General features: G+C 32.7%; 17 protein-coding genes. 15 read left to right on the forward strand and 2 right to left on the reverse strand.

What is annotated here, in order from left to right:
- The first annotated feature begins 19 nt into the window (after positions 1–19).
- Entirely contained in the window at positions 20–859 is an 840-nt protein-coding gene (locus tag K5V07_RS09200) for a methyltransferase domain-containing protein (protein ID WP_221917225.1), read from the forward strand.
- 104 nt (positions 860–963) lie between these two features.
- Here the strand turns inward: K5V07_RS09200 and K5V07_RS09205 are convergent, their stop codons facing one another.
- Entirely contained in the window at positions 964–7,002 is a 6,039-nt protein-coding gene (locus tag K5V07_RS09205; protein WP_221917226.1) for a PAS domain S-box protein, read from the reverse strand.
- A gap of 268 nt (positions 7,003–7,270) precedes the next feature.
- Here K5V07_RS09205 and K5V07_RS09210 point away from each other — a divergent pair, with 268 nt between their 5' ends.
- The 13 genes from K5V07_RS09210 to K5V07_RS09270 all read left to right on the forward strand — a co-directional run bounded on the left by K5V07_RS09210 (position 7,271) and on the right by K5V07_RS09270 (position 19,213).
- Positions 7,271–7,726: a MarR family winged helix-turn-helix transcriptional regulator gene (locus K5V07_RS09210; protein WP_086454059.1), complete on the forward strand. Its 456-nt coding sequence runs from the start codon at positions 7,271–7,273 to the stop codon at positions 7,724–7,726.
- Between the two features lie 12 nt (positions 7,727–7,738).
- Positions 7,739–8,371, forward strand: a complete 633-nt coding sequence (locus K5V07_RS09215; RefSeq protein ID WP_144893652.1) for an NAD(P)H-dependent oxidoreductase — start codon at positions 7,739–7,741, stop codon at positions 8,369–8,371.
- A 31-nt stretch (positions 8,372–8,402) separates the two neighbouring features.
- Positions 8,403–8,972, forward strand: coding sequence for a YceI family protein (locus K5V07_RS09220; RefSeq protein ID WP_221917227.1), 570 nt, complete (start codon positions 8,403–8,405; stop codon positions 8,970–8,972).
- 341 nt (positions 8,973–9,313) lie between these two features.
- Positions 9,314–10,582 carry a hypothetical protein gene (locus K5V07_RS09225; RefSeq protein WP_221917228.1) on the forward strand — a complete coding sequence of 423 codons (1,269 nt, stop codon included), beginning with the start codon at positions 9,314–9,316 and terminating at the stop codon, positions 10,580–10,582.
- A gap of 299 nt (positions 10,583–10,881) precedes the next feature.
- Positions 10,882–12,282, forward strand: a complete 1,401-nt coding sequence (locus K5V07_RS09230; protein ID WP_221917229.1) for an anthranilate synthase component I family protein — start codon at positions 10,882–10,884, stop codon at positions 12,280–12,282.
- A 68-nt stretch (positions 12,283–12,350) separates the two neighbouring features.
- Entirely contained in the window at positions 12,351–12,962 is a 612-nt protein-coding gene (locus K5V07_RS09235) for an aminodeoxychorismate/anthranilate synthase component II (protein ID WP_221917230.1), read from the forward strand.
- Between the two features lie 64 nt (positions 12,963–13,026).
- Entirely contained in the window at positions 13,027–14,019 is a 993-nt protein-coding gene (gene trpD, locus K5V07_RS09240) for an anthranilate phosphoribosyltransferase (RefSeq protein WP_221917231.1), read from the forward strand.
- Positions 14,020–14,110: 91 nt separating this feature from the next.
- A complete protein-coding gene (gene trpC, locus K5V07_RS09245) occupies positions 14,111–14,896 on the forward strand; it encodes an indole-3-glycerol phosphate synthase TrpC (RefSeq protein ID WP_221917232.1) in 786 nt (261 codons plus the stop codon).
- Between the two features lie 131 nt (positions 14,897–15,027).
- On the forward strand, positions 15,028–15,633 hold the full coding sequence (locus K5V07_RS09250) for a phosphoribosylanthranilate isomerase (RefSeq protein ID WP_221918170.1): 606 nt from the start codon (positions 15,028–15,030) through the stop codon (positions 15,631–15,633).
- 18 nt (positions 15,634–15,651) lie between these two features.
- A complete protein-coding gene (gene trpB / locus K5V07_RS09255; RefSeq protein WP_144893638.1) occupies positions 15,652–16,833 on the forward strand; it encodes a tryptophan synthase subunit beta in 1,182 nt (393 codons plus the stop codon).
- 215 nt (positions 16,834–17,048) lie between these two features.
- The gene (locus K5V07_RS09260) at positions 17,049–17,369 is read left to right on the forward strand and encodes a gamma-glutamylcyclotransferase family protein (protein ID WP_221917233.1); all 321 of its coding nucleotides are present in this window, start codon (positions 17,049–17,051) and stop codon (positions 17,367–17,369) included.
- 52 nt (positions 17,370–17,421) lie between these two features.
- On the forward strand, positions 17,422–18,183 hold the full coding sequence (trpA, locus tag K5V07_RS09265; protein WP_221917234.1) for a tryptophan synthase subunit alpha: 762 nt from the start codon (positions 17,422–17,424) through the stop codon (positions 18,181–18,183).
- Between the two features lie 457 nt (positions 18,184–18,640).
- Positions 18,641–19,213 carry a Crp/Fnr family transcriptional regulator gene (locus tag K5V07_RS09270; protein ID WP_221917235.1) on the forward strand — a complete coding sequence of 191 codons (573 nt, stop codon included), beginning with the start codon at positions 18,641–18,643 and terminating at the stop codon, positions 19,211–19,213.
- Position 19,214: 1 nt separating this feature from the next.
- Here K5V07_RS09270 and K5V07_RS09275 read toward each other — a convergent pair whose 3' ends face one another.
- Positions 19,215–19,880: an MBL fold metallo-hydrolase gene (locus K5V07_RS09275; RefSeq protein ID WP_221917236.1), complete on the reverse strand. Its 666-nt coding sequence runs from the start codon at positions 19,878–19,880 to the stop codon at positions 19,215–19,217.
- A gap of 164 nt (positions 19,881–20,044) precedes the next feature.
- Between K5V07_RS09275 and K5V07_RS09280 the strand changes: the two genes are divergently transcribed.
- Positions 20,045–20,812, forward strand: a complete 768-nt coding sequence (locus K5V07_RS09280) for an MBL fold metallo-hydrolase (protein ID WP_221917237.1) — start codon at positions 20,045–20,047, stop codon at positions 20,810–20,812.
- Positions 20,813–20,848: the final 36 nt, after the last annotated feature.

Below are 20,848 nucleotides of genomic sequence, written 5' to 3' on the forward strand. Positions count from 1 at the left end.
TTTAGAACAAAAAAATAATATGTCTGATTTAAAATGTTGTGTAGTTAGCTGCGAACAACCCATTGATGCTAATTATTGGGAATCGCAATATGTTGCACAAACTACAAAGTGGGATTTGGGAACAATAGCGCCACCACTTCAAGAATTTATAAATACTATAACCAATAAAGACTGTCGTATTTTAATTCCGGGTTGCGGCAACAGTCACGAGGCTGATTACTTGCTACAAAATGGTTTTACTAACATCACTGTTATTGATATTGCACCATCACCAGTATCGTTTTTAGTAGATAAACATTCTGGAAATCCTAATATTAAAATTATTCTTGGTGATTTCTTTGATCATGTTGAGCAATATGACTGTATTATCGAACAAACCTTTTTTTGTGCTATTCCACCCTTCATGCGTCAAAAATACATGTGGAAAATGCACCAACTTTTAGCTGAAAATGGAATTCTAGTTGGCCTGTTTTTTAACAGAGAATTTGAGTCTGGGCCTCCTTTTGGCGGAAGCCAAAAAGAATATGAAGCCCTTTTTAAAAATGCTTTCCGTATCCAAAAAATGGAGATTGCTCAGAACTCCATTTCGCCAAGAGCTAATTCAGAGTTGTTTTTTACGTTTGAAAAAAACACGAATGTGATTGTGAACTTGTATGAATTAAACGGAGTTACTTGCTCTACCTGTGCCGAAACAATAGATTCAAAATTAACTGATATTGAAGGTATACTTCAAGTTTCAATAAGTACAAACTTCCAGGAAATTGTCATTGTAAGCCAATCAATGATTGCAATTGAAAAACTTCAAGAAGCTCTTTTATATGACGCTAATTATTCAATTGCGCCGCAAAGTACTATCTAGAAAATATACAGTACTAATTTGTATTGAACTTAATATCTCTAAAAACCATATAAAAGGTATTTGACTACTCAAATACCTTTTTTTATGAACCTCATCGTTGAAAGTTATTTTTTCAACCAAGCTTGTAGCACGCGCTCTAAATCCGTTTGAATTATTGGTTTAGGAAGATAATCATTCATTCCTGCTTCAAAACATTTTTCCTTGTCACCCACCATGATTCCGGCTGTAATTGCAATTATAGGAATATTTTGAGAATTTTCAAATTTTCTAATCTCATCAGTGGCTTCATAACCGTTTTTATTAGGCATTTGTATATCCATAAGAATTACATCAGGTCTTTCTTTATCGTACAACAATACTGCTTCGTTTCCATCTTTGGCTTCAAAGATTTGACAATTAGAAATGATTCTTTTAACCAATGTTTTGGCTAAAAGCATGTTTATTTTATTATCCTCAACAATCAAAACTCTCTTATTGTCTAGTATGCACTCAGGAGCTATACTTATGATATTACTTGTTGGAATGATTGGTATTTCTGTATCATTTTTGAAACTCGATCTTGTAAATTTAACCACAAAGTAAAAATCACTACCATCACCGTATTTACTTATTAATTCTAACTTGCTATCCATCAATGCCAACAACTGATTTGAGATAGCCAGTCCTAATCCAGTACCACCAAATTTTCTATTCGTAGAATTGTCTTCTTGTACAAAGGATTTAAATATTTTTTCGTTGTTATACGTTTTGATTCCTACGCCGGTATCCTTAACCGAAAACTTAATTGTTGCTGATTGTTTTTCATTTTTATCAATTTGACTAATATCCAATCTAATTTCTCCAAAATGAGTAAACTTTATTGCATTGCTTAACAAGTTTACTAAAATTTGCTTGAGTCTAACAGAGTCGGCCACGATGTATTGCGGCACTGATTTTTCAATATCAAGAATTAAGTTAATATTTTTTTTGATGGCCTGAATCTTAAACAAGTTGATTACTTGATTGGTCAGCTTAAAAAGATTTACTTTTTCCAAAATCAACTCCAGTTTACCCGACTCAATTTTGGAGAAATCCAAAACATCATTTACAATATCCATCAATGAAATAGCTGATTCATTGACGGTGGTCATATACTCTGCTTGGTTTTTCTTAAGATTAGACTTCATTAACAAATGAGTAAATCCTATGATACCATTTAACGGTGTTCTAATTTCATGACTCATATTTGCTAGAAAATCTGTCTTAGCTTTATTAGCACTCTCAGCTTGCAGTTTTGCACTTATAAGTTCCATTTCCATTACTTTTTGTTCTGTAATATCTATAAAACTGATTACAATTTCAGTAATGTTTTCTTCTTGGTTTAGTTCTGGATAGCCATTTACTAGCAACCAAACAGTATCTTCAAGTGAATGACGTTGGACTCCTACAGTAAATTTTTTAACCGCTTGTTTCGTAGCTACAATTTGATTAACTGGATAATTTTCGAATGCCATAATAGATCTATCGTCATTCAAAAATTTCCATGTTGAATCGATGGCTGTTAGGCCTTTCATTTGATCATCAGTTAACCCTAATAATTCTGAAGCTTTTTTATTATTGACAATTATTGCTGTATCTGCCCCATGAACAACAATTCCAGCATCTAAGTTATTCAATAAACCTCTATATCTTTCTTCACTTTTAAATAGTGCAAAATCAGATTCTTTTGCTTTCGTAATATCTCTACAAAGACAAATAAAATGAATTTCATTTTCTAAATTTTCTTTCATTGGTGCAACCGAAAGTTCGAACCAATGTGTCTCTTGATTCAATTCAAGAGAGTATTGTTTACCCGCAGAAAATCCATCAACCGAAGCTTCTTTAATAGCTTCAAGAATTATGTTTGAGGCATCCTCAGGAAGTACATCCGAAAACTTTTTTTCAAGAAAATATTCCTGTGGCACAGCTAGTAAATCATCTCTACGAGAATGATAATTAAAAATTTTACCTTCAAGATTAATTTCAAAAAGCATATCTGGTATTGCACCGAGTATGGCCTCCATTTTTTTATGCATGCGCATAAACTCATCATCAATATGTTTGCGCTCACTTACATCTCTTACAATAGCTACAATCCTACCATCTACAATTTTCTTGGCAGTAATTTCAACTGCTATTAGAGTTCCGTTTTTGTGCATCATGTTGCACTCCATTAACGTTTGCTCGCCGTTGATTAATTCATTAAATATTATTTGTCTTTTGACCAGCTCATCTATAATGTATAAATTCTTAAAGTTTTTGGTAGATAATTCTTCTTTTGTAAAACCAAGCATTTTACAAGCGCTTTCATTAACTTCAAGTAATTTACCTTTGCTATTACTAATCATTATAGCATCCGAGGCTTGCTCAATCAAACTTTTATAGCGTTCTTCACTGTTTACAAGCTGCTCTTTGATATTCTTTAATTCAGTAATCTCGGTCAATGCTCCATTGAGTAGGACTGCTCTTCCCTCTTCATCTCTAGATATTATACCTCTGTCAAAAAATATTCCATAGGTTCCATCAGCTTTCATGAACCTGAACTCATCAGACCAATTATTTGTAGTACCAACGTATGTATCTTCCAGTTTTTTGATAACCCTATCTCTATCATCTGGATGCAGTTTTGAACGCCAAACAATCATATTATTAACACCATTTGGTACTGTGCTACCAAAACCTAATAGGTCAATAAATGCTTGATTATTCCAACTCTCACCAGTTAATAAGTTTACTTCAAACACGGCATCATTGGTAGCTGCTGAGATCATTTCAAAACGCTCATTAGCATCTCTAATTCTCTCTTCTGCTTTTTTAATCTCGGTAAGATCTACTCCCATCCCTACGATACACTTTTTACCTTCGTATGAAATACATCTAGAGTTTACATAATACGGAATTTTATTTTTAAATTTAGTAAAGAATTCAAGCTCAAAACCTTCGCTATTTATATCAGAATTGCCTTGTTTGGTCTCAAATATAGATTGAATTCGGGGAGCGAGTCTCTTTTTTTGATCGTCATCAAAGAAATCAAGCGGACTCATATTCAAAATTTCTTCTTCATTGTATCCCGTGATTTCTTCAAAATTTTGGTTCCATTTTACAAATTTCCCTTTTTCATCATAGAGGTAAAAAATTCCAGGAAGGCTATTTATAACAACTTCGGAAAGCTGTTTTTCTTTCAAAATTTCAGACTCAGCAAGTTTACGTTCGGTAATATCAGTAATTGTACCTATGTAACCTAGTATTTCATTTTTTACATTTCTCTCTGGTATAGCCTTGCCCATTACCCAAGATATTGATCCATCTGGACGTACAAATCTGTATTCAGAAAATGAAGAATTTAATTTTTTCGAATCGTTATTCCAACGACCAGCAAGGTTTGCTACATCATCATGATGCACAGCCTTAAACCACCCATTCCCTAATGCCTCTTCAAAAGACAAACCAGAAAGTTGACTCCAATACGGGTTAACATAAGTAGTATATCCTGTAGGATCCGTCCTAAAAATTCCAACAGGAGAAACCTCTGTTAAGGTATGATAACGTTGTTCACTTTCAAAAATGGTATCTTCTGCCTTTTTTCGAAGTGACTCTTTTTCAAATATTTCAAGTGCAAAAGAAATATCCTCTGTAGCCTCAATAAGTAAGGTAATTTCTTCATCATCAAAAAAGTTGATTTCACTGGCGTAAAATGCAATCACACCAACAACTGAATCAAATTTTTTGATAGGAATTGTGATCATCGATCTATAATTTCTTCTCAAAGCCTCTGTTTTCCAAAGATTCATTGTAGAATCAGTCTCAATGTTGTTACAAACAATATGTTTTTTATCATTAACCGCTCTTCCTATTGGTCCTTGACCCTCAGGAATTTTGTTATTTGTAGAAATTGTCTTGATTACAGAAACATAATTTTCATGCTCCCCAGCAACCATGGCAGGAATTACTTTTTCACTAACTGGATCAATCATACCAATCCATGCTAGCTTAAATTTACCTGTTTCTACAGCAATTGTACATGCTTCTCTAAATAAAGTTTGCTCATCTATAGTTCGTACAATCATTTGATTCATTTGACTTATAAATGAATACAATCTATTGGTTTTAATAATTTTTTGTTCTGCTAGAATTCGATCAGTGATATCAGTAATAATACCATGACAAATTACAGTCCCTTCCGGTTCCAATACTGGTAATGAGTTAACTTCATGCCAAACCATACCTTTTTGCGGGTGAAAATAACGATACTGTGTCTTGAGTGGTACTAATTTGGATTTGGTTATTTTTATCTTATCAATAACATCGTTAATATCATCTGGATGGATGCGCTCAAATAATTTTGAAGTATCAAACTCAATATCTTCAAAATGAAATCCATAAATTTCTTGAATGGCATTACTAGCATACGTATAAGACAAAGATTGGTCTTTATTTTGTCTCATGGAATATATTAAACCCGGTGAAGTTGCAGCAATTTTTTGAAATTTATTGCGTTCCTCATTTAATAATTCTTGTGCTTTTTTAGTAGATGTTACATCTCTTAAATTAATAACAATTCCACCTATATCAGGATCGTGCAGTAAATTGTTTACATAGCCTTCGAGCCAGATGTAATGCCCTCTTTTGTGTTTTAATTGTAAGGAAATAGAAAAGGGCGCACTTGGTTCACTGAGTGCTTTTTTTAATAAATATGGGATTTCTTTTTGATCATCGGGATGAATAAAATCAAAAACTGATACATTGTCGAAATCTTCATGTGACCATCCAGTAACTCTTTGCGCTGACTCACTCCTAAAGATGATTTTTAATTTTTCATCTACTAAAGAAATAATGTCTACATTATTTTCTATTAATGCTCTAAAACGACGCTCATTCTGAGCAATTTTATCTTCAATAGCTTTTTTTTCTGTAACATCTTTTACAAAACCTAGAAAACTATTTTCGGCAATTTTTACAGCTTCAACTTGCCAATATCGTTTAGAGCCGTCTTTTAAAATTGCTTGAATTTCTTTTTTGGCAACTCCTTTTTCAACTAAATTTTTAAATTCCCTATAATACTCCTTATGATTTTCCATTCCGGATAAATCCCCAAACTTTTTAGTGAGCAACTCTTCTCTGGAATAGCCAGAAAGCACAGTTGCAGCGTGGTTCACTTCTAGATAATTACCGTACTCATCTAAAACAAATACACCATCTGGAGCATTATCTATGTAATTTTTGAATTTTAAATCACTTTCTCGCTGAATTAATTGTATCTGCTGAGCAACCTCAACTTTTTCACGTTTTTTAATTTCATATTCGATACGCTTTTTTTCAGTTATATCTTGAACAGTCCCGTGAAAAGCAATTACATTACCTGATTGGTTTACTTGAGGTGTAACGATAGCATACAGCCATTTTTCATTATTTTTAGATAGTACTACCTTTCGTTCAAAATCAAATTCCTTCTTATCAATGAGCGCTAGATTAACTTTATCAAGAAAAAAAGTAACGTCTTGGGATGAAAAAATATTTAAAAATTCCTGATATAAATCTTGATAAGGAACTTTTGTTAATTCATAAATGGTATATAATTCCTTGGACCAAAACATTTCTTTGGTGTCTAACTCATATCTCCAGCTACCCAATTTTGCAATATGTTGGGCATCATTGAGTAATTTTTCACTTTCTAATAATTGTTCTTGAATTCTTTTTATACAAGTGACATCTCTTCCTATACCATAAGCTAGACCATGTTGATGAGAAACGGTAATAATCCATTGAATCGAAATAATCTCACCATTTTTTTTTACATAACGATTTTCAAAGTTTATTGATTCTTTTTCCGTACCAAGCCTTTTTACTTCATTTAAACTTTTTTCAAGATCTTCAGGATGAATAAAATTTAGAAAAGGCTGTGATAAAAGTTCTTGTTCTGTGTACCCTAAAACCGCAACAAAAGCCGGATTTATTTCTTTAAAATAACAGTCGGCATTAGCAACACACACAAAATCCTGTGAACTATGAATTAATTGTTCAAAGTTTTTTTTACAAGATTCTTTTTCTATTAAGGTTTGAAGTTGTAATTCTTTTTGCTTTACTAAAATAAGCAATTCATCATAGCTGTAATTAGCCTCATTCATAAAACATTAGTATTAAAGTAAATGCTAAATATAACAAAAAAAATAATCTATTAAAAAATTAAATGATGAAACTTACATCTTACCCGTTCAAATACTAATCTAGCTAGTTAAATAAAGGATATTAATAAACAAAATGAAAGTTTTTTAATTCTTAGTATTACGGCTTTTACCTTTTGGAAAATAAAATTTAACAAAAATTTAAAATACATTTGTATATACAACAATAATAAATACTATATTTGTACCAACAAATTACATATATACAAATATGAAAATTGAAGAAATATTAAAATCTACTGTTGCAATGGATAATTCAAAAAAAATTATCCTAAATATTTTGTACACTCAAAATGTGATTACAGAAAATTTTAATGAAATCCTAAAACCATTTGAAATATCAAGTGAGCAGTACAATGTGCTACGAATATTAAGAGGTCAAAAAGGAAATCCAGCAAACATGTCTGTAATTCAAGAGAGAATGCTTGCCAAAACGAGCAACACTACTCGTCTTGTAGATAAATTGTTATTAAAAGAATATGTAACTAGAAAAGTTTGTCCTGATAATCGTAGAAAAATAGAAGTTTTAATTACATCAAAAGGATTAGAGGTTTTATCAGAATTAGATCCAAAAGTTATAGCACATGAACGTTTTTTTGCTCAAAATCTAACCTCCGAAGAAATTGAACAGTTAAACGCTTTATTAGAAAAATATAGAAAACAATAAATAAAAATAATTATGAGTACTTTTATAGAAAACCAGAATTGGAGATATGCTACAAAAAAATTTGATGCATCAAAAAAAATTACAACAGAAGATTTAGCAACTCTTAAAGAAGCTATTCGTTTAACAGCATCTTCTTATGGATTACAGCCCTACAAAATTATTATAGTAGAAAATCCTGAATTACGTGCTCAATTACAGCCTGCTGCCTACGGACAAGCTCAAGTTGTAGATGCATCACATTTAATTGTTTTTGCAAATGAATTAAACTTTGGTGCAGAAGGAATTGACGATTTTGCAAAAACAATGAGCGAAACTCGTGAAATTCCGTTAGAAAGTATTCAAGGGTACGTAGATTACATGAAAGGAAATATTGTAGGATTACCTGAAGAAAGTAGAAACTTGTGGTCTGCAAAACAAACCTATATTGCTTTAGGAAACTTATTAAACAGTGCAGCTGAATTGAAAATTGATGCTACTCCTATGGAAGGCTTCATCCCTGCTCAGGTTAATGAAATATTAGGACTTGATAAACTAGGTCTAAATGCTACCCTTCTTGCAACAATAGGGTACCGTCATGAAGAAGATGCTACACAGCATTATAAAAAAGTTAGAAAATCAAACGAAGATTTATTTATTACACTATAATTTTTTTTAATCAACTTTAAACACACTAAAAATGAAAAACTTAAAATCAATTGCATTAGCAGCAGTAATAGCGCTAACAACAGTAACAGTAAACGCTCAAACAAAAGCAGTAGATGTATCTAAAAGTACTATCAGCTGGGTTGGAAAAAAAGTAACAGGAGCACATGAAGGTACTATCAACCTTAAAAGCGGAAACCTTGTATTTAAAGGAAAAAAAGTAGCTGGAGGTTCTTTTGTTGTTGATATGACTTCAATGACTGTAACTGACTTGAAAGCAGGTCAAGGAAAAGAAAAATTAGAAGGACACTTAAAAGCAGATGACTTTTTTGGAACTGACAAATTTGCAACTTCAACTTTGGTTTTCAAAAAAATTGCAAGCAAATCAGCTAATCTTTACACTGTAACTGCTGATTTAACTATAAAAGGAATTACAAAACCTGTAACTTTTGATATGGCTACTACGGCTAACACTGCAACTGCTAATGTTGTTGTAGACAGAACTAAATATAAAATAGAGTACAACTCAGCTAGCATCTTTAGTGCTATTGGTGACAAAGCAATCAACGATGATTTCACTTTAGCTGTAAGTTTGAAATTCTAATTTCAAATTAAATACCACTCTAAACCCTATCAAGAAATTGATAGGGTTTTGTATTTAAACTAGTTTCTACAATTAATTAACCTAATTAATAATTTAACGTTGACCCGAAATATTTTAAAATTTCATCACTGATAAATGAATAAAAGTAAAGTTTCATTTAATACAAAATAAATTTAAAATAGCGTAATAAATAAAGATAAGTTGCATAAAAATAACATACACTAGTTATTCATAATAAACTCATAATATTAAGTAGAGTCTGTCTTAACAGATCATAAGTACATTTGGATTGTTAAAAACCTCCATATCTTATAATAACTGAACCTACAAAAACAAATATTATGAAACTAAAAATGACACTCCTTTTATTACTGTCTTGCTTATGCATCAATGCACAACAACTCAAAGGAATAATAGGAGAAGACAACTGGCTCAATAACTGGACAAATTTTAAACCTGCCACTACAGAATATAATGAAGCTACAACCATACTAACAGGAGTTATAAGCAGCAACATGGTCTTGCAACGCAAAAACACCTATCGATTAATCGGTATTGTATATGTTACTAACAAAGCAACGCTTACTATTGAGGCAGGAACAGTAATTCGTGGTGATAAAGAAACTTGCGGAACACTTGTCGTTACAAAAGGATCTAAGATCATGGCCGAAGGGAATGAAACTGCTCCTATTATTTTTACATCTAATAATGCTGCTTTATCAAGAAAACCGGGTGATTGGGGTGGTATTGTAATTCTTGGCGATGCTCCAATTAATAGGATTGGTGGAATCGGTTTTTTAGACTTTAATTTAAATCAAGAGGTAAGCTATTACGGTGGAACAAATGAAGAGGACAGTTCTGGAATTTTAAAATATGTACGCATTGAATATTCTGGTAGAAAACTCAAAGAACAAAAAGAACTTAACGGTTTATCTCTTGCAGGAGTTGGAAACAAAACCAAACTAGAAAACATTCAAATTAGTTTTTCTAATGATGATTCCTTTGAATGTTATGGAGGTAAAACAACTTTAAACAATATTATTTCATACCGTTCTACTGATGATGATTTTGATTTTACTCAAGGTGCACAAGCTAAAATTACCAATAGTATTGCCATAAGAGATCCATTTTCAAGCGATGTTGCAGGCTCTAGATGCTTTGAAATAGACAATTATGATAAAATAGAAAACTGCGATTTTACTAAAAAAGCTACTTCAATCACCGCCAACAACATGACCTTACTTAATACGCAAGAAAACAATCAAGGACTTGTAAAGGAAGCTATTTATATTAAAGATAAGTGCTTTTTAACATTAGATAATAGCGTAATACATGGCTTTTCTGCAATTGCTGTTTTAGATTCAAAGATAGGATATATCAGTGAAAATCTAAATCGTGTTAGCTTTAGAGGAGTAATATCTAATAATTGCTCCGCAAAAATAATTAGTGAAGTAGCCGCAAATAACGTTGAAATAGAAAATTGGTACAGCAACGCCTCCTACGCATTTGACTATACAACAATACCAACTTTAGATTTTTTCATTCAACCATCATTGAAAAAAATTCCAGATTTCCGTTTAAGATCCTACACAAATTTAGCTAGTAAGTAATTCATATTAAATTTGATACTAAGAAAAGCTCCATTTTTACATTTGTAACAAAAAATTGAAAAAAAATTATTTAATTTTATATTAAAACGCATCATAATTGAATTTACATTTATATATTTGCATTAAATAAAACAACAATGAACACAATTTTAAACAATACTTGGTGGTGGAATAATTTACGTCAAACGTCGTGAACTAAGCTCCTATGGTATTTTTAAAACTATAAATATAAAAGGCTTGTCATCACGACAAGCCTTTTTTTTTGATAAAAATTGACACAACACTTAAAATATAAAAAATTGAAATCTTTTACATTACAAACTAAATACAAGCAAATCTTAGCTGACACCATTACACCAGTGAGTGTATACTTTAAGATTAGAGATAAATTCCCCAATAGTCTTTTGCTAGAGAGTAGTGATTATCACGGTAATGACAACAGCTTCTCCTATATTTGTTGCAATCCCATTGCATCCTTAAAAATAGAAAATGAAGTCATTTATAAATCATTCCCTGACGGTACTTCTCAAAAAATAAATATTGATGCAAGCACTGATATTCCAGCTGTAATTCAAGAATTTTCTGGACAATTCAAGTCAGATAAAAACAATTTCAAATTCATAAATAATGGGTTATTTGGATACATTTCGTATGATGCGGTTCGGTATTTTGAAAAAGTTACAATCGCAAAAAAAGAAAACAGCAATTCCATTCCTGATGTGTATTATGCGGTTTACCAAAATATTATTGCAATTAACCATTTTAAAAACGAAGCTTATCTCTTTTGCCACAGCTTAGACGGTCGTAATAATATTGCCGAGCTAGAACAACTACTTCAATCTAGAAATATTGCTTCGTATAAATTTTCAAAAGAAGGTGATGGTTTCTCAAATCTGACTGATGTAGAATTTAAAGAAAATGTGGCCTTAGCAAAAAAACATTGTTTTAGAGGTGATGTGTTTCAGCTCGTTTTGTCAAGAAGATTTACGCAAGGCTTCAAAGGTGATGAGTTTAATGTATACCGAGCCTTGAGAAGCATCAACCCTTCTCCCTACCTATTTTTCTTTGATTATGGTGATTTCAAAATTTTTGGTAGCTCTCCCGAAGCTCAAATTATAGTAAAAGATAGAAAAGCCGAAATTCATCCCATTGCTGGAACTTTTAAACGTACAGGAGATGATGAGAAAGATGCAAACCTTGCCAAACAATTATCTGAGGATAAAAAAGAAAACAGTGAACACGTGATGCTCGTTGACTTGGCCAGAAATGATTTAAGCCGAAATGGTCATGCTGTTCAAGTAGAAAAATATAGAGAAGTACAATTCTTTTCGCACGTTATTCACTTGGTTTCTAAAGTCACAGGACATTTACATGACACAGCCACAACGATGCAAGTGGTAGCTGATACGTTTCCAGCAGGGACCCTAAGTGGTGCACCAAAACACCGTGCCATGCAACTCATTGAAGAATATGAAAAAACAAGTCGGAATTTTTATGGTGGTGCAATAGGTGTTATGGATTTTGATGGTAATTTCAATCATGCCATTATGATCCGAAGTTTTTTAAGCAAAAATCATCAGTTGCATTGTCAAGCGGGTGCCGGAATTGTGGCAAGCTCTGATGAAGAAAGTGAAATGCAAGAAGTGTACAATAAATTAAGAGCCTTAAATGCCGCATTAGATTTAGCCGAAACGATTTAAATCCAATTCTAATAAATTCCTTGTAAAAGGATTTCATTTTCAAGAAAAAATTAAAATAAAAAAACAAAATGAGCAACAATATAAACACACCATCTACTTCAACTGCTGCTGCAAGACGGCAAGTTTTAGTCATTGATAATTACGATAGTTTCACCTATAATTTGGTACATTATCTTGAAGATTTAGACTGTGAAGTTACCGTTTATAGAAACGATCAATTTGATATTGATGAAATTTCAGTTTTCGATAAAATTCTGCTTTCACCAGGGCCTGGAATTCCTGAAGAAGCGGGTTTGTTAAAAGAAGTGATTCGCAAATATGGTCCTACCAAGAGTATTTTTGGAGTCTGTCTAGGGCAGCAAGCCATTGGTGAGGTTTATGGTGGAACACTTTCTAATCTTGACAAAGTATATCATGGCGTAGCCTCTATGGTAAAAACTACCGTGACTGATGAACTTCTTTTTGAAGGTTTAGGAAACTCCTTTGAGGTAGGTCGTTACCATTCTTGGGTAGTAGATACTAATTTACCTGATGTTCTAGAGATTACCTCTCTTGACGAAAACGGACAAATCATGTCCTTGCGTCACAAAACTTATGATGTACGTGGGGTGCAGTTTCACCCTGAAAGTGTATTGACACCAAATGGAAAACGAATTTTGGAGAACTGGATTAAAAACTAGTTTCAAAAAATTTCCTAGTTAAAGTATCACACAAAGAGTTTACCATTAAGAACAACTATCAAAAATGAAAAACATATTAAACCGATTGATCAATCACGAAACCCTTTCTAGAGAGGAAGCAAAGAACGTATTGATTACTATTTCAAACGGAGGTTACAACAATAGCCAAATAGCTTCTTTCCTTACCGTTTACATGATGCGTAGCATCACTATTGAGGAGTTTGCTGGCTTTAGAGAAGCGCTTTTAGAATTGTGTATTCAAGTAGATTTATCTGCTTACAATACTATAGATCTTTGTGGTACTGGCGGAGATGGGAAGGATACCTTTAATATTTCAACATTAGCATCGTTTGTAGCGGCAGGTGCTGGAATAAAAGTAGCTAAACATGGTAATTATGGTGTTTCATCTATTTCTGGTTCTAGTAACGTAATGGAAAAACTAGGTATCCGTTTTACTAATGATAATGCTTTTCTAGAAAGTTGTATGGAACAAGCTGGGATTTGTATTTTACACGCACCTTTATTTCATCCTGCAATGAAAAACGTGGGTCCAATTAGAAAAGAACTGGCTGTAAAAACATTCTTTAACATGCTAGGCCCTATGGTGAATCCATCTTTTCCAAAAAATCAATTGGTAGGTGTTTTTAACTTAGAACTAGCCCGAATGTATGCGTATTTGTATCAAAATACAGATGTAAACTTCACCATACTTCATTCTTTAGATGGATATGATGAAATATCCCTGACTGGCGCTTCAAAAACAATATCAAAAACCAAAGAAGGGATGTTGAATCCCGAAGATTTTGGAGTTAATATACTCACGCAACAAGAAATTGAAGGCGGTACAACCATTGAAGAATCGGCTGAAATGTTTACTACAATTATTGCTGGAAAAGGAACCGAGGCTCAAAATAATGTCGTCTGTGCCAATGCTGCAATGGCTATTGCAACGGTTACAAATTGCTCGCCTTTAGAAGGATTTCAAATAGCGAAAGAGAGTTTATTATCTGGTAAAGGACTTTTATCTTTGAAGAAATTACAAGAATTAAGCAAATAAAATAGTTTAAAATTTAAGGCAAGTGTTGCTGAAATAGCTAATTACAGATCAACATGAAATATTAAATATAAAAACGTCTAATAAAAAATAAATGAACATCTTAGATAAAATAATAGTTGACAAAAAAAGAGAAGTGATTCTCAAAAAAACAATAATTCCGGTATCGCAGCTAGAATCCTCAGTATTTTTCACAAAAAAAACAATTTCATTAAGTCAATCGCTTAGAGCCAGTAACTCTGGAATAATTGCGGAACACAAACGCAGGTCACCATCAAAAGCTGAAATTAATTATAATTTTACGGTTGAAGAGGTGGTAAAAGGATATGAAACTGCAGGTGCTTGTGGCATATCAGTACTTACTGATGGGAAGTATTTTGGCGGTTCTCTTGATGATTTACTTTTGGCTAGAGCAACAGTAAACACTCCGCTTTTGCGAAAAGAATTCATAGTTGATGAGTACCAAATTCTAGAGGCAAAAGCCCACGGCGCCGATTTAATTTTGCTAATCGCTGCGGTTTTAACACGAGAGGAAATCAAACATTTATCTGAGTTTGCACATAGTTTAGGACTAGAAGTGTTACTTGAAGTTCATGATCAAGAAGAGTTAGAAAAATCTATTATGCCGTCACTTGACATGATAGGTGTTAACAATAGAAATTTAAAAACTTTTGAAGTGAGTTTGGATTTCAGCAAGCAACTCGCTTCACAAATTCCAGATGATTTTGTAAAAGTATCCGAGAGTGGAATTGCTAGCGTGGAAGCTATTAACGAACTCAAACCATATGGTTTTAAGGGATTTTTGATAGGAGAAAATTTTATGAAAACAGACAATGCAGGAAAAGCAGCTACTGTATTTATCCAGAAACTACTTTCTTAATTTACAAAAATAAAACACAACAATTAAAACAGGTAGTCATTATGCAACCTTCAATAAATAACCCAAATACAACTCCCCTTTCGTCTCCCGTTATGTCAGGAAAAATGGGTGTAAAAATAAAAGTTTGTGGCATGAAATATCCGGAAAACATTTTGGAACTTGCTGCCCTACAACCTGATTATTTGGGATTTATTTTTTGGGATAGATCAAGTCGTTATTTCGATGGAGATATGCCTGCAATATCAGCATCCATAAAAAAAGTGGGCGTATTTGTACAAGAGGAAATCGAAGTAATTTTGGCGAAAGCCGAAAAATACAATTTACAAGCCATACAATTGCATGGGAATGAGTTGGTTGATTTTTGTAGTGATTTGAAAGAAAAATTAAAAGAAAAAAAAATCGAAATCATCAAGGTTTTCTCGGTCAATGACACCTTTGATTTTCAAGAACTAGAACCTTTTGAAACGGTATGCGATTACTTTTTATTTGATACTAAAGGCAAACTTCCGGGTGGGAACGGAAATACATTTGACTGGCGGGTTTTAGAAAAATATCCTTCGCTTAAACCGTTTTTTTTAAGTGGTGGGATAAGCCTTGATGAGGTTGAATCTATAAAACAAATCTTGAATACCAATTTACCAATTCACGCTCTAGATTTAAACAGTAAATTTGAAACAGAGCCTGGATTAAAAGACATTACATTATTACAAAAGTTGCAACATAATTTACAACTTTAACTTTTAAACATACACAAAATGAGTTACAACGTTAATGAAAAAGGATATTATGGAGAATTTGGTGGTGCTTTCATTCCTGAAATGTTATACCCAAATGTAGAAGAACTTCGCCAAAATTACCTAAAAATCACAGCAGAACCTGAATTTCAAGAAGAGTTTGATGCCTTGCTAAAAGAGTATGTAGGCCGCCCTACTCCTTTGTATTTTGCAAAACGCTTATCCGAAGAATATAATACAAAAATTTACCTCAAAAGAGAAGATTTGTGTCACACGGGAGCACACAAAGTAAACAACACCATAGGACAAATACTCCTAGCCAAACGATTGGGCAAAAAAAGAATTATTGCCGAGACTGGCGCTGGACAACACGGTGTAGCTACAGCAACGGTATGTGCCTTAATGGGACTAGAATGTATTGTGTACATGGGTGAAGTGGATATAAAAAGACAAGCGCCAAACGTAGCCCGAATGAAAATGCTTGGCGCCGAAGTAAGACCTGCAAAGTCTGGATCTAAAACCTTGAAAGACGCTACTAATGAAGCCATTAGAGACTGGATTAACAATCCTGTAGATACGTACTACATAATAGGATCAGTTGTAGGACCACACCCGTATCCTGATATGGTGGCGCGTTTTCAAAGTGTTATTTCAAAAGAAATAAAAGAGCAATTGCTAGAAAAAGAAGGGAAAGAAAACCCAGATTACGTTATTGCCTGCGTAGGCGGTGGTAGCAATGCTGCAGGAACGTATTATCATTTCCTGGACGAAAAAGAAGTCAACATCATTGCAGTAGAAGCAGCTGGTCTAGGCGTAGACTCTGGGGAAAGCGCAGCCACTTCAGCACTAGGGAAAATAGGTGTTATTCACGGCAGTAAAACACTATTGATGCAAACCAACGATGGACAAATAACGGAGCCTTACTCCATTTCGGCGGGACTTGATTATCCTGGTGTTGGCCCAATGCACGCTAATTTATACACTACTGGAAGAGCTCAATTTATCTCCATTACTGATGAACAAGCTATGGACTGGGGTATCAAATTATCTAAAATGGAGGGCTTAATTCCTGCCATAGAAAGTGCCCACGCCTTTGCTGTATTAGACGAAATGAAATTCAAGAAAGATGATATTGTAGTAATTAATCTCTCTGGCCGTGGTGACAAGGATTTAAATACTTACATCGATTATTTTAAATTATAATTTAATACACGATTATCATGTGAGATGTTTTTTTTGACTTAATTTTAGGGCGTTCCCTCGCCGAAAAAAGCGAGGTCAGGCTGTACGCTAAATTCCCGATTAACAAAAACTACGGCAAAAGCCTTGTTTTTCTAAACCGGGAGATACCACTGCCATCCTTAACGCAATCAAGAATAGCTAAACACGTTTTAAATTAAATTTGTCAAACCCACATTATGGAAAAATTATTTGCTTACGGTAGTTTACAAAACGAGGACATACAAAAAGACCTGTTTGGACGCATTCTAGAGGGCACTCCAGAAACATTAATTGGGTATGTGGTAAAACAAATTCAAATTGAAGAAGAATTTGGCATTGTCAACTACCCCATTATCACCCAAACTGAAAATCAAGAAAATACCATTAATGGAATGGTTTACGAAATTAGTACCAAAGAGCTTAACCAATCTGATTTATATGAAGGGCTGCATTATAAAAGAGTTGAAGTACAGCTCCAATCAAAACAGAAAGCCTGGGCCTACAGCGCCGTAATTTAAATAAAAGTAAGCATATAACTAAACCCTAATTAAAAAGGGAAATCAATATATCATGAATAGAATTAATAAAAAATTACAAGAAAACAATAAAATCCTTTCCATTTACTTTTCTGCTGGATATCCTAGCTTGAACGATACCGTGCAAATAATCCAAGACTTAGAAAAAAATGGAGTTGACATGATTGAAATTGGACTGCCTTTTAGTGATCCACTAGCAGATGGCCCTACGATTCAAGAAAGTTCTACCCAAGCCTTGCATAACGGCATGACCACGCAAGTATTATTTGACCAACTGGAAAAAATAAGAGAAACCGTTTCCATACCGCTTATAATCATGGGCTACTTTAACCCTATGTTGCAATACGGAATTGAAAATTTTTGTAAAAAATGTGCTGCAATAGGCATAGACGGATTAATCATACCAGATTTACCCGTAGATGTATACGCTGATTCTTACAAAGATATATTTGAGAAATACGGTCTTAAAAACATTTTTTTAATAACACCACAAACTTCTGTAGAGCGTATTCATTTTATAGACAGCGTCTCTGATGCATTTATTTACATGGTAAGTTCAGCAAGTGTTACCGGTTCTCAATCTGGTTTTGGAGCCACACAAGAAGCATATTTCAAACGAATTGCCGACATGAATTTGAAAAATCCACAAGTTATTGGTTTTGGAATCAACAATGCCGAAACTTTTAATCAAGCCACACAATTTGCTAAAGGAGCCATTATAGGCAGTGCGTTTATTCAAGATTTAACTAAAAACGGAACCCTAAATATAGCAACCTTCGTGAAAAGTATTCGATAAAAGATTTAAAAATAGCTAACGGCGTTTCAGTGTGACTTGAAACGCCGTTTTTTTTTGTAAACCAATTAGAAGGTTACAATAATTCTAGGTCTATTAATTATTTAAATAAGCAACAGAAAAATATTGATAATGAACAATTACATTTCAATTATTTATAAAATAATTATTCCTATTAACTCTTTTTAAATTAAAAATTAAGTTAAGAATTCATTGCATTATTTCATTTACAACTTCAGAAAAACAAACTTACTTTACACAAAATTTAGAACGAAAAGTATTCACTAAATAAATATTCATTAGATCCTTTTATTAGAAAAATTAAATACATTTGACATTAAAAGATAGAACATATCCCCGCATAAACATATAATTTAATTTTAAAAAAAGGGTTGTTTTATGTTTAGACAAATTGGTAGCAATTTATTGAACGAACTGCAAAATTATCTTAAGAATAAATATGACAAAATCAGACAAATTATCACTATTTTTTAGTAATGAATTTCCTTTTAACAAAGAAGGTTTAGATGAATTTGTAAATACTTTTACTGTAAAATCATTCAAAAAAGGGGAAATCATTTTAGAAAATGGAAAAGTAGAAAATGAACTTCGTTTTTTAGATCAAGGAATAATCCGAGAATATTATGCAACCACCGACAAAGAAAAAAATATTAATTTTTTTACAGATGCCGGTTTTATCACTGATTTTTCATCCTTTGCACACGCTACCGCTACAAAAAAATACCAAGAATGTTTAACTGATGTTGATTTGAGAGTTTTATCAAAAGAAATATTTTCGACATTTACTAACCAATACAATTGTGGTAAGTTATTTGTTGAAACCATTTTTCAACGAATAGTTGTCAATAAAGAAACCGAAGAATTCAACCATTTTGTAAATACCGCCGAAGAATTATATCTCGATATTATGAAGACAAAACCAGACTGGCTACTTCAAATTCCACAATATCATATTGCTTCGTATTTAGGAATCACTCCTGAAACATTAAGCAGAATTAGAAAAAGAATATAGCCTATAACCATTTTACATTGGTTGGATCAAATAAAAAAATATTTGTATTCAATTCATTTTGAATAGTTGTGGCATCATTATGCCCCGCATATATTGGCATATCGATTGCTTTATATCTATCTTTAAATAACATCAAACTGTTCTTCATATCCTCAGGATTGGAGCCAGGCCAATCTATTCTCCCAATAGTTCCTTTGAAAATAAAATCACCAGTCAGCATAAATTCTCCAAAATCAAAAACAGTACAACCAATGCTATGACCAGGATAAATACCGGTTGTAAAAATAAAGTTTTCTATTTGATAGGTGGTTTGATCTTCCAAAATTTTTACTGGAACATCCAAAATAGTTTCCTCTAGTCCAAAATGTTGAGAACCAATAAAACTAAGATTGCGCACACGATCTCCAAACAATTCTTTTGATTTCTCTGAAGCCCATACCGCTACATTATATAAATCCATAAAATACTTAACGCTAAAAATATGATCTTGGTGCGCATGTGTTACCAATATACCTACAACTTTCAAACCTAAAAAATCAATTTTTCTTTCAATTGATTTAGGATCAAAGCTTGGGTCAACAATTAATGTATTTTTATGATTATCAATTACTAAATAAGAATTTGTAGCAAAAATAGTATTCGATAGTACTTCAACTTTATAGTTCATTTCTTTGTAACTTTTATTATTGCAAAAATAATATTGAATAAATTTAGGTGCATTGATTCAAATCAATATCGAGTACACTTTATTTTTTTGATTTATTGATTTCAATCAATGGAATCTATTGTGCCAATAAGCAACTTTGTACTTTCAATTTAAAACATCAAAAAATGAAAATACATCATCTGCGAAATGCCACTATGATCATAGAAACTGGAGATAAAGTAATTTTAGTTGATCCAATGCTTGGAAAAAAAGGAACAGCTGGACCCACTTTTACACTTTTCCGTTTTAAAGCACAACGAAATCCTATTGTAGATTTACCAAGTAATGCAATGAAACTTGTTGAAAAAACGACGCATTGTTTATTAACACATTTACATCCAGACCATTTAGACAAGGAAGCAGAAAATTTTCTTCGTTCTAAACAAATACCTGTGATATGTAGCATAAAAGACGAAGATGCATTACTAAAAAAAGGTTTAAAAGTTTCTCAAACTATAGAATATTGGATATCAAACCCCTTTTTAGGAGGGAAAATTATAGGTATTCCAGCAGTTCACGGTTACGGATTTGTTGCAAAACCAATGGGAAATGTGATGGGCTTTTACATAGAATTACCAAATGAAAAATCAATCTATTTAAGCGCAGATACCGTTTATACAGATGACGTTCACAAAGTTTTGACACAACTAAAACCTGAAGTTGCCGTTGTAGCTTGTGGAACAGCGCAACTAGATATTTTTCAACCTTTGTTAATGCGAATGGATGACATTTTAAAATTCGTTAAAAACGCACCAAACCAAGTTGTCGCAAATCATTTAGAAGCAGTAAATCATTGCCCGACGACACGACAACAATTAAAAGTAGAAGTTTCAAAAATTGGACTTTCTGATAAGGTTTTTATCCCAAAGGATGGAGAAAGTAAAGTCTTTTAATAAACTAAGTACAAATGATTTTATAGAAAAACAGCC

This window comes from Flavobacterium sp. CHNK8 (assembly GCF_019774515.1).
Lineage (GTDB): Bacteria > Bacteroidota > Bacteroidia > Flavobacteriales > Flavobacteriaceae > Flavobacterium > Flavobacterium tiangeerense.

Excerpts from the sequence above, each read along its gene's own strand:
- K5V07_RS09235 (WP_221917230.1), top strand. The coding sequence starts at position 12,351 with ATGAGCAACAATATAAACACACCATCTACTTCAACTGCTGCTGCAAGA.
- K5V07_RS09220 (WP_221917227.1), top strand. The coding sequence starts at position 8,403 with ATGAAAAACTTAAAATCAATTGCATTAGCAGCAGTAATAGCGCTAACA.
- trpC (WP_221917232.1), top strand. The coding sequence starts at position 14,111 with ATGAACATCTTAGATAAAATAATAGTTGACAAAAAAAGAGAAGTGATT.
- K5V07_RS09200 (WP_221917225.1), top strand. The coding sequence starts at position 20 with ATGTCTGATTTAAAATGTTGTGTAGTTAGCTGCGAACAACCCATTGAT.
- trpB (WP_144893638.1), top strand. The coding sequence starts at position 15,652 with ATGAGTTACAACGTTAATGAAAAAGGATATTATGGAGAATTTGGTGGT.
- K5V07_RS09215 (WP_144893652.1), top strand. The coding sequence starts at position 7,739 with ATGAGTACTTTTATAGAAAACCAGAATTGGAGATATGCTACAAAAAAA.
- K5V07_RS09275 (WP_221917236.1), bottom strand. The coding sequence starts at position 19,880 with ATGAACTATAAAGTTGAAGTACTATCGAATACTATTTTTGCTACAAAT.
- K5V07_RS09270 (WP_221917235.1), top strand. The coding sequence starts at position 18,641 with ATGACAAAATCAGACAAATTATCACTATTTTTTAGTAATGAATTTCCT.
- trpA (WP_221917234.1), top strand. The coding sequence starts at position 17,422 with ATGAATAGAATTAATAAAAAATTACAAGAAAACAATAAAATCCTTTCC.
- trpD (WP_221917231.1), top strand. The coding sequence starts at position 13,027 with ATGAAAAACATATTAAACCGATTGATCAATCACGAAACCCTTTCTAGA.
- K5V07_RS09205 (WP_221917226.1), bottom strand. The coding sequence starts at position 7,002 with ATGAATGAGGCTAATTACAGCTATGATGAATTGCTTATTTTAGTAAAG.
- K5V07_RS09280 (WP_221917237.1), top strand. The coding sequence starts at position 20,045 with ATGAAAATACATCATCTGCGAAATGCCACTATGATCATAGAAACTGGA.
- K5V07_RS09225 (WP_221917228.1), top strand. The coding sequence starts at position 9,314 with ATGAAACTAAAAATGACACTCCTTTTATTACTGTCTTGCTTATGCATC.
- K5V07_RS09260 (WP_221917233.1), top strand. The coding sequence starts at position 17,049 with ATGGAAAAATTATTTGCTTACGGTAGTTTACAAAACGAGGACATACAA.
- K5V07_RS09250 (WP_221918170.1), top strand. The coding sequence starts at position 15,028 with ATGAAATATCCGGAAAACATTTTGGAACTTGCTGCCCTACAACCTGAT.
- K5V07_RS09210 (WP_086454059.1), top strand. The coding sequence starts at position 7,271 with ATGAAAATTGAAGAAATATTAAAATCTACTGTTGCAATGGATAATTCA.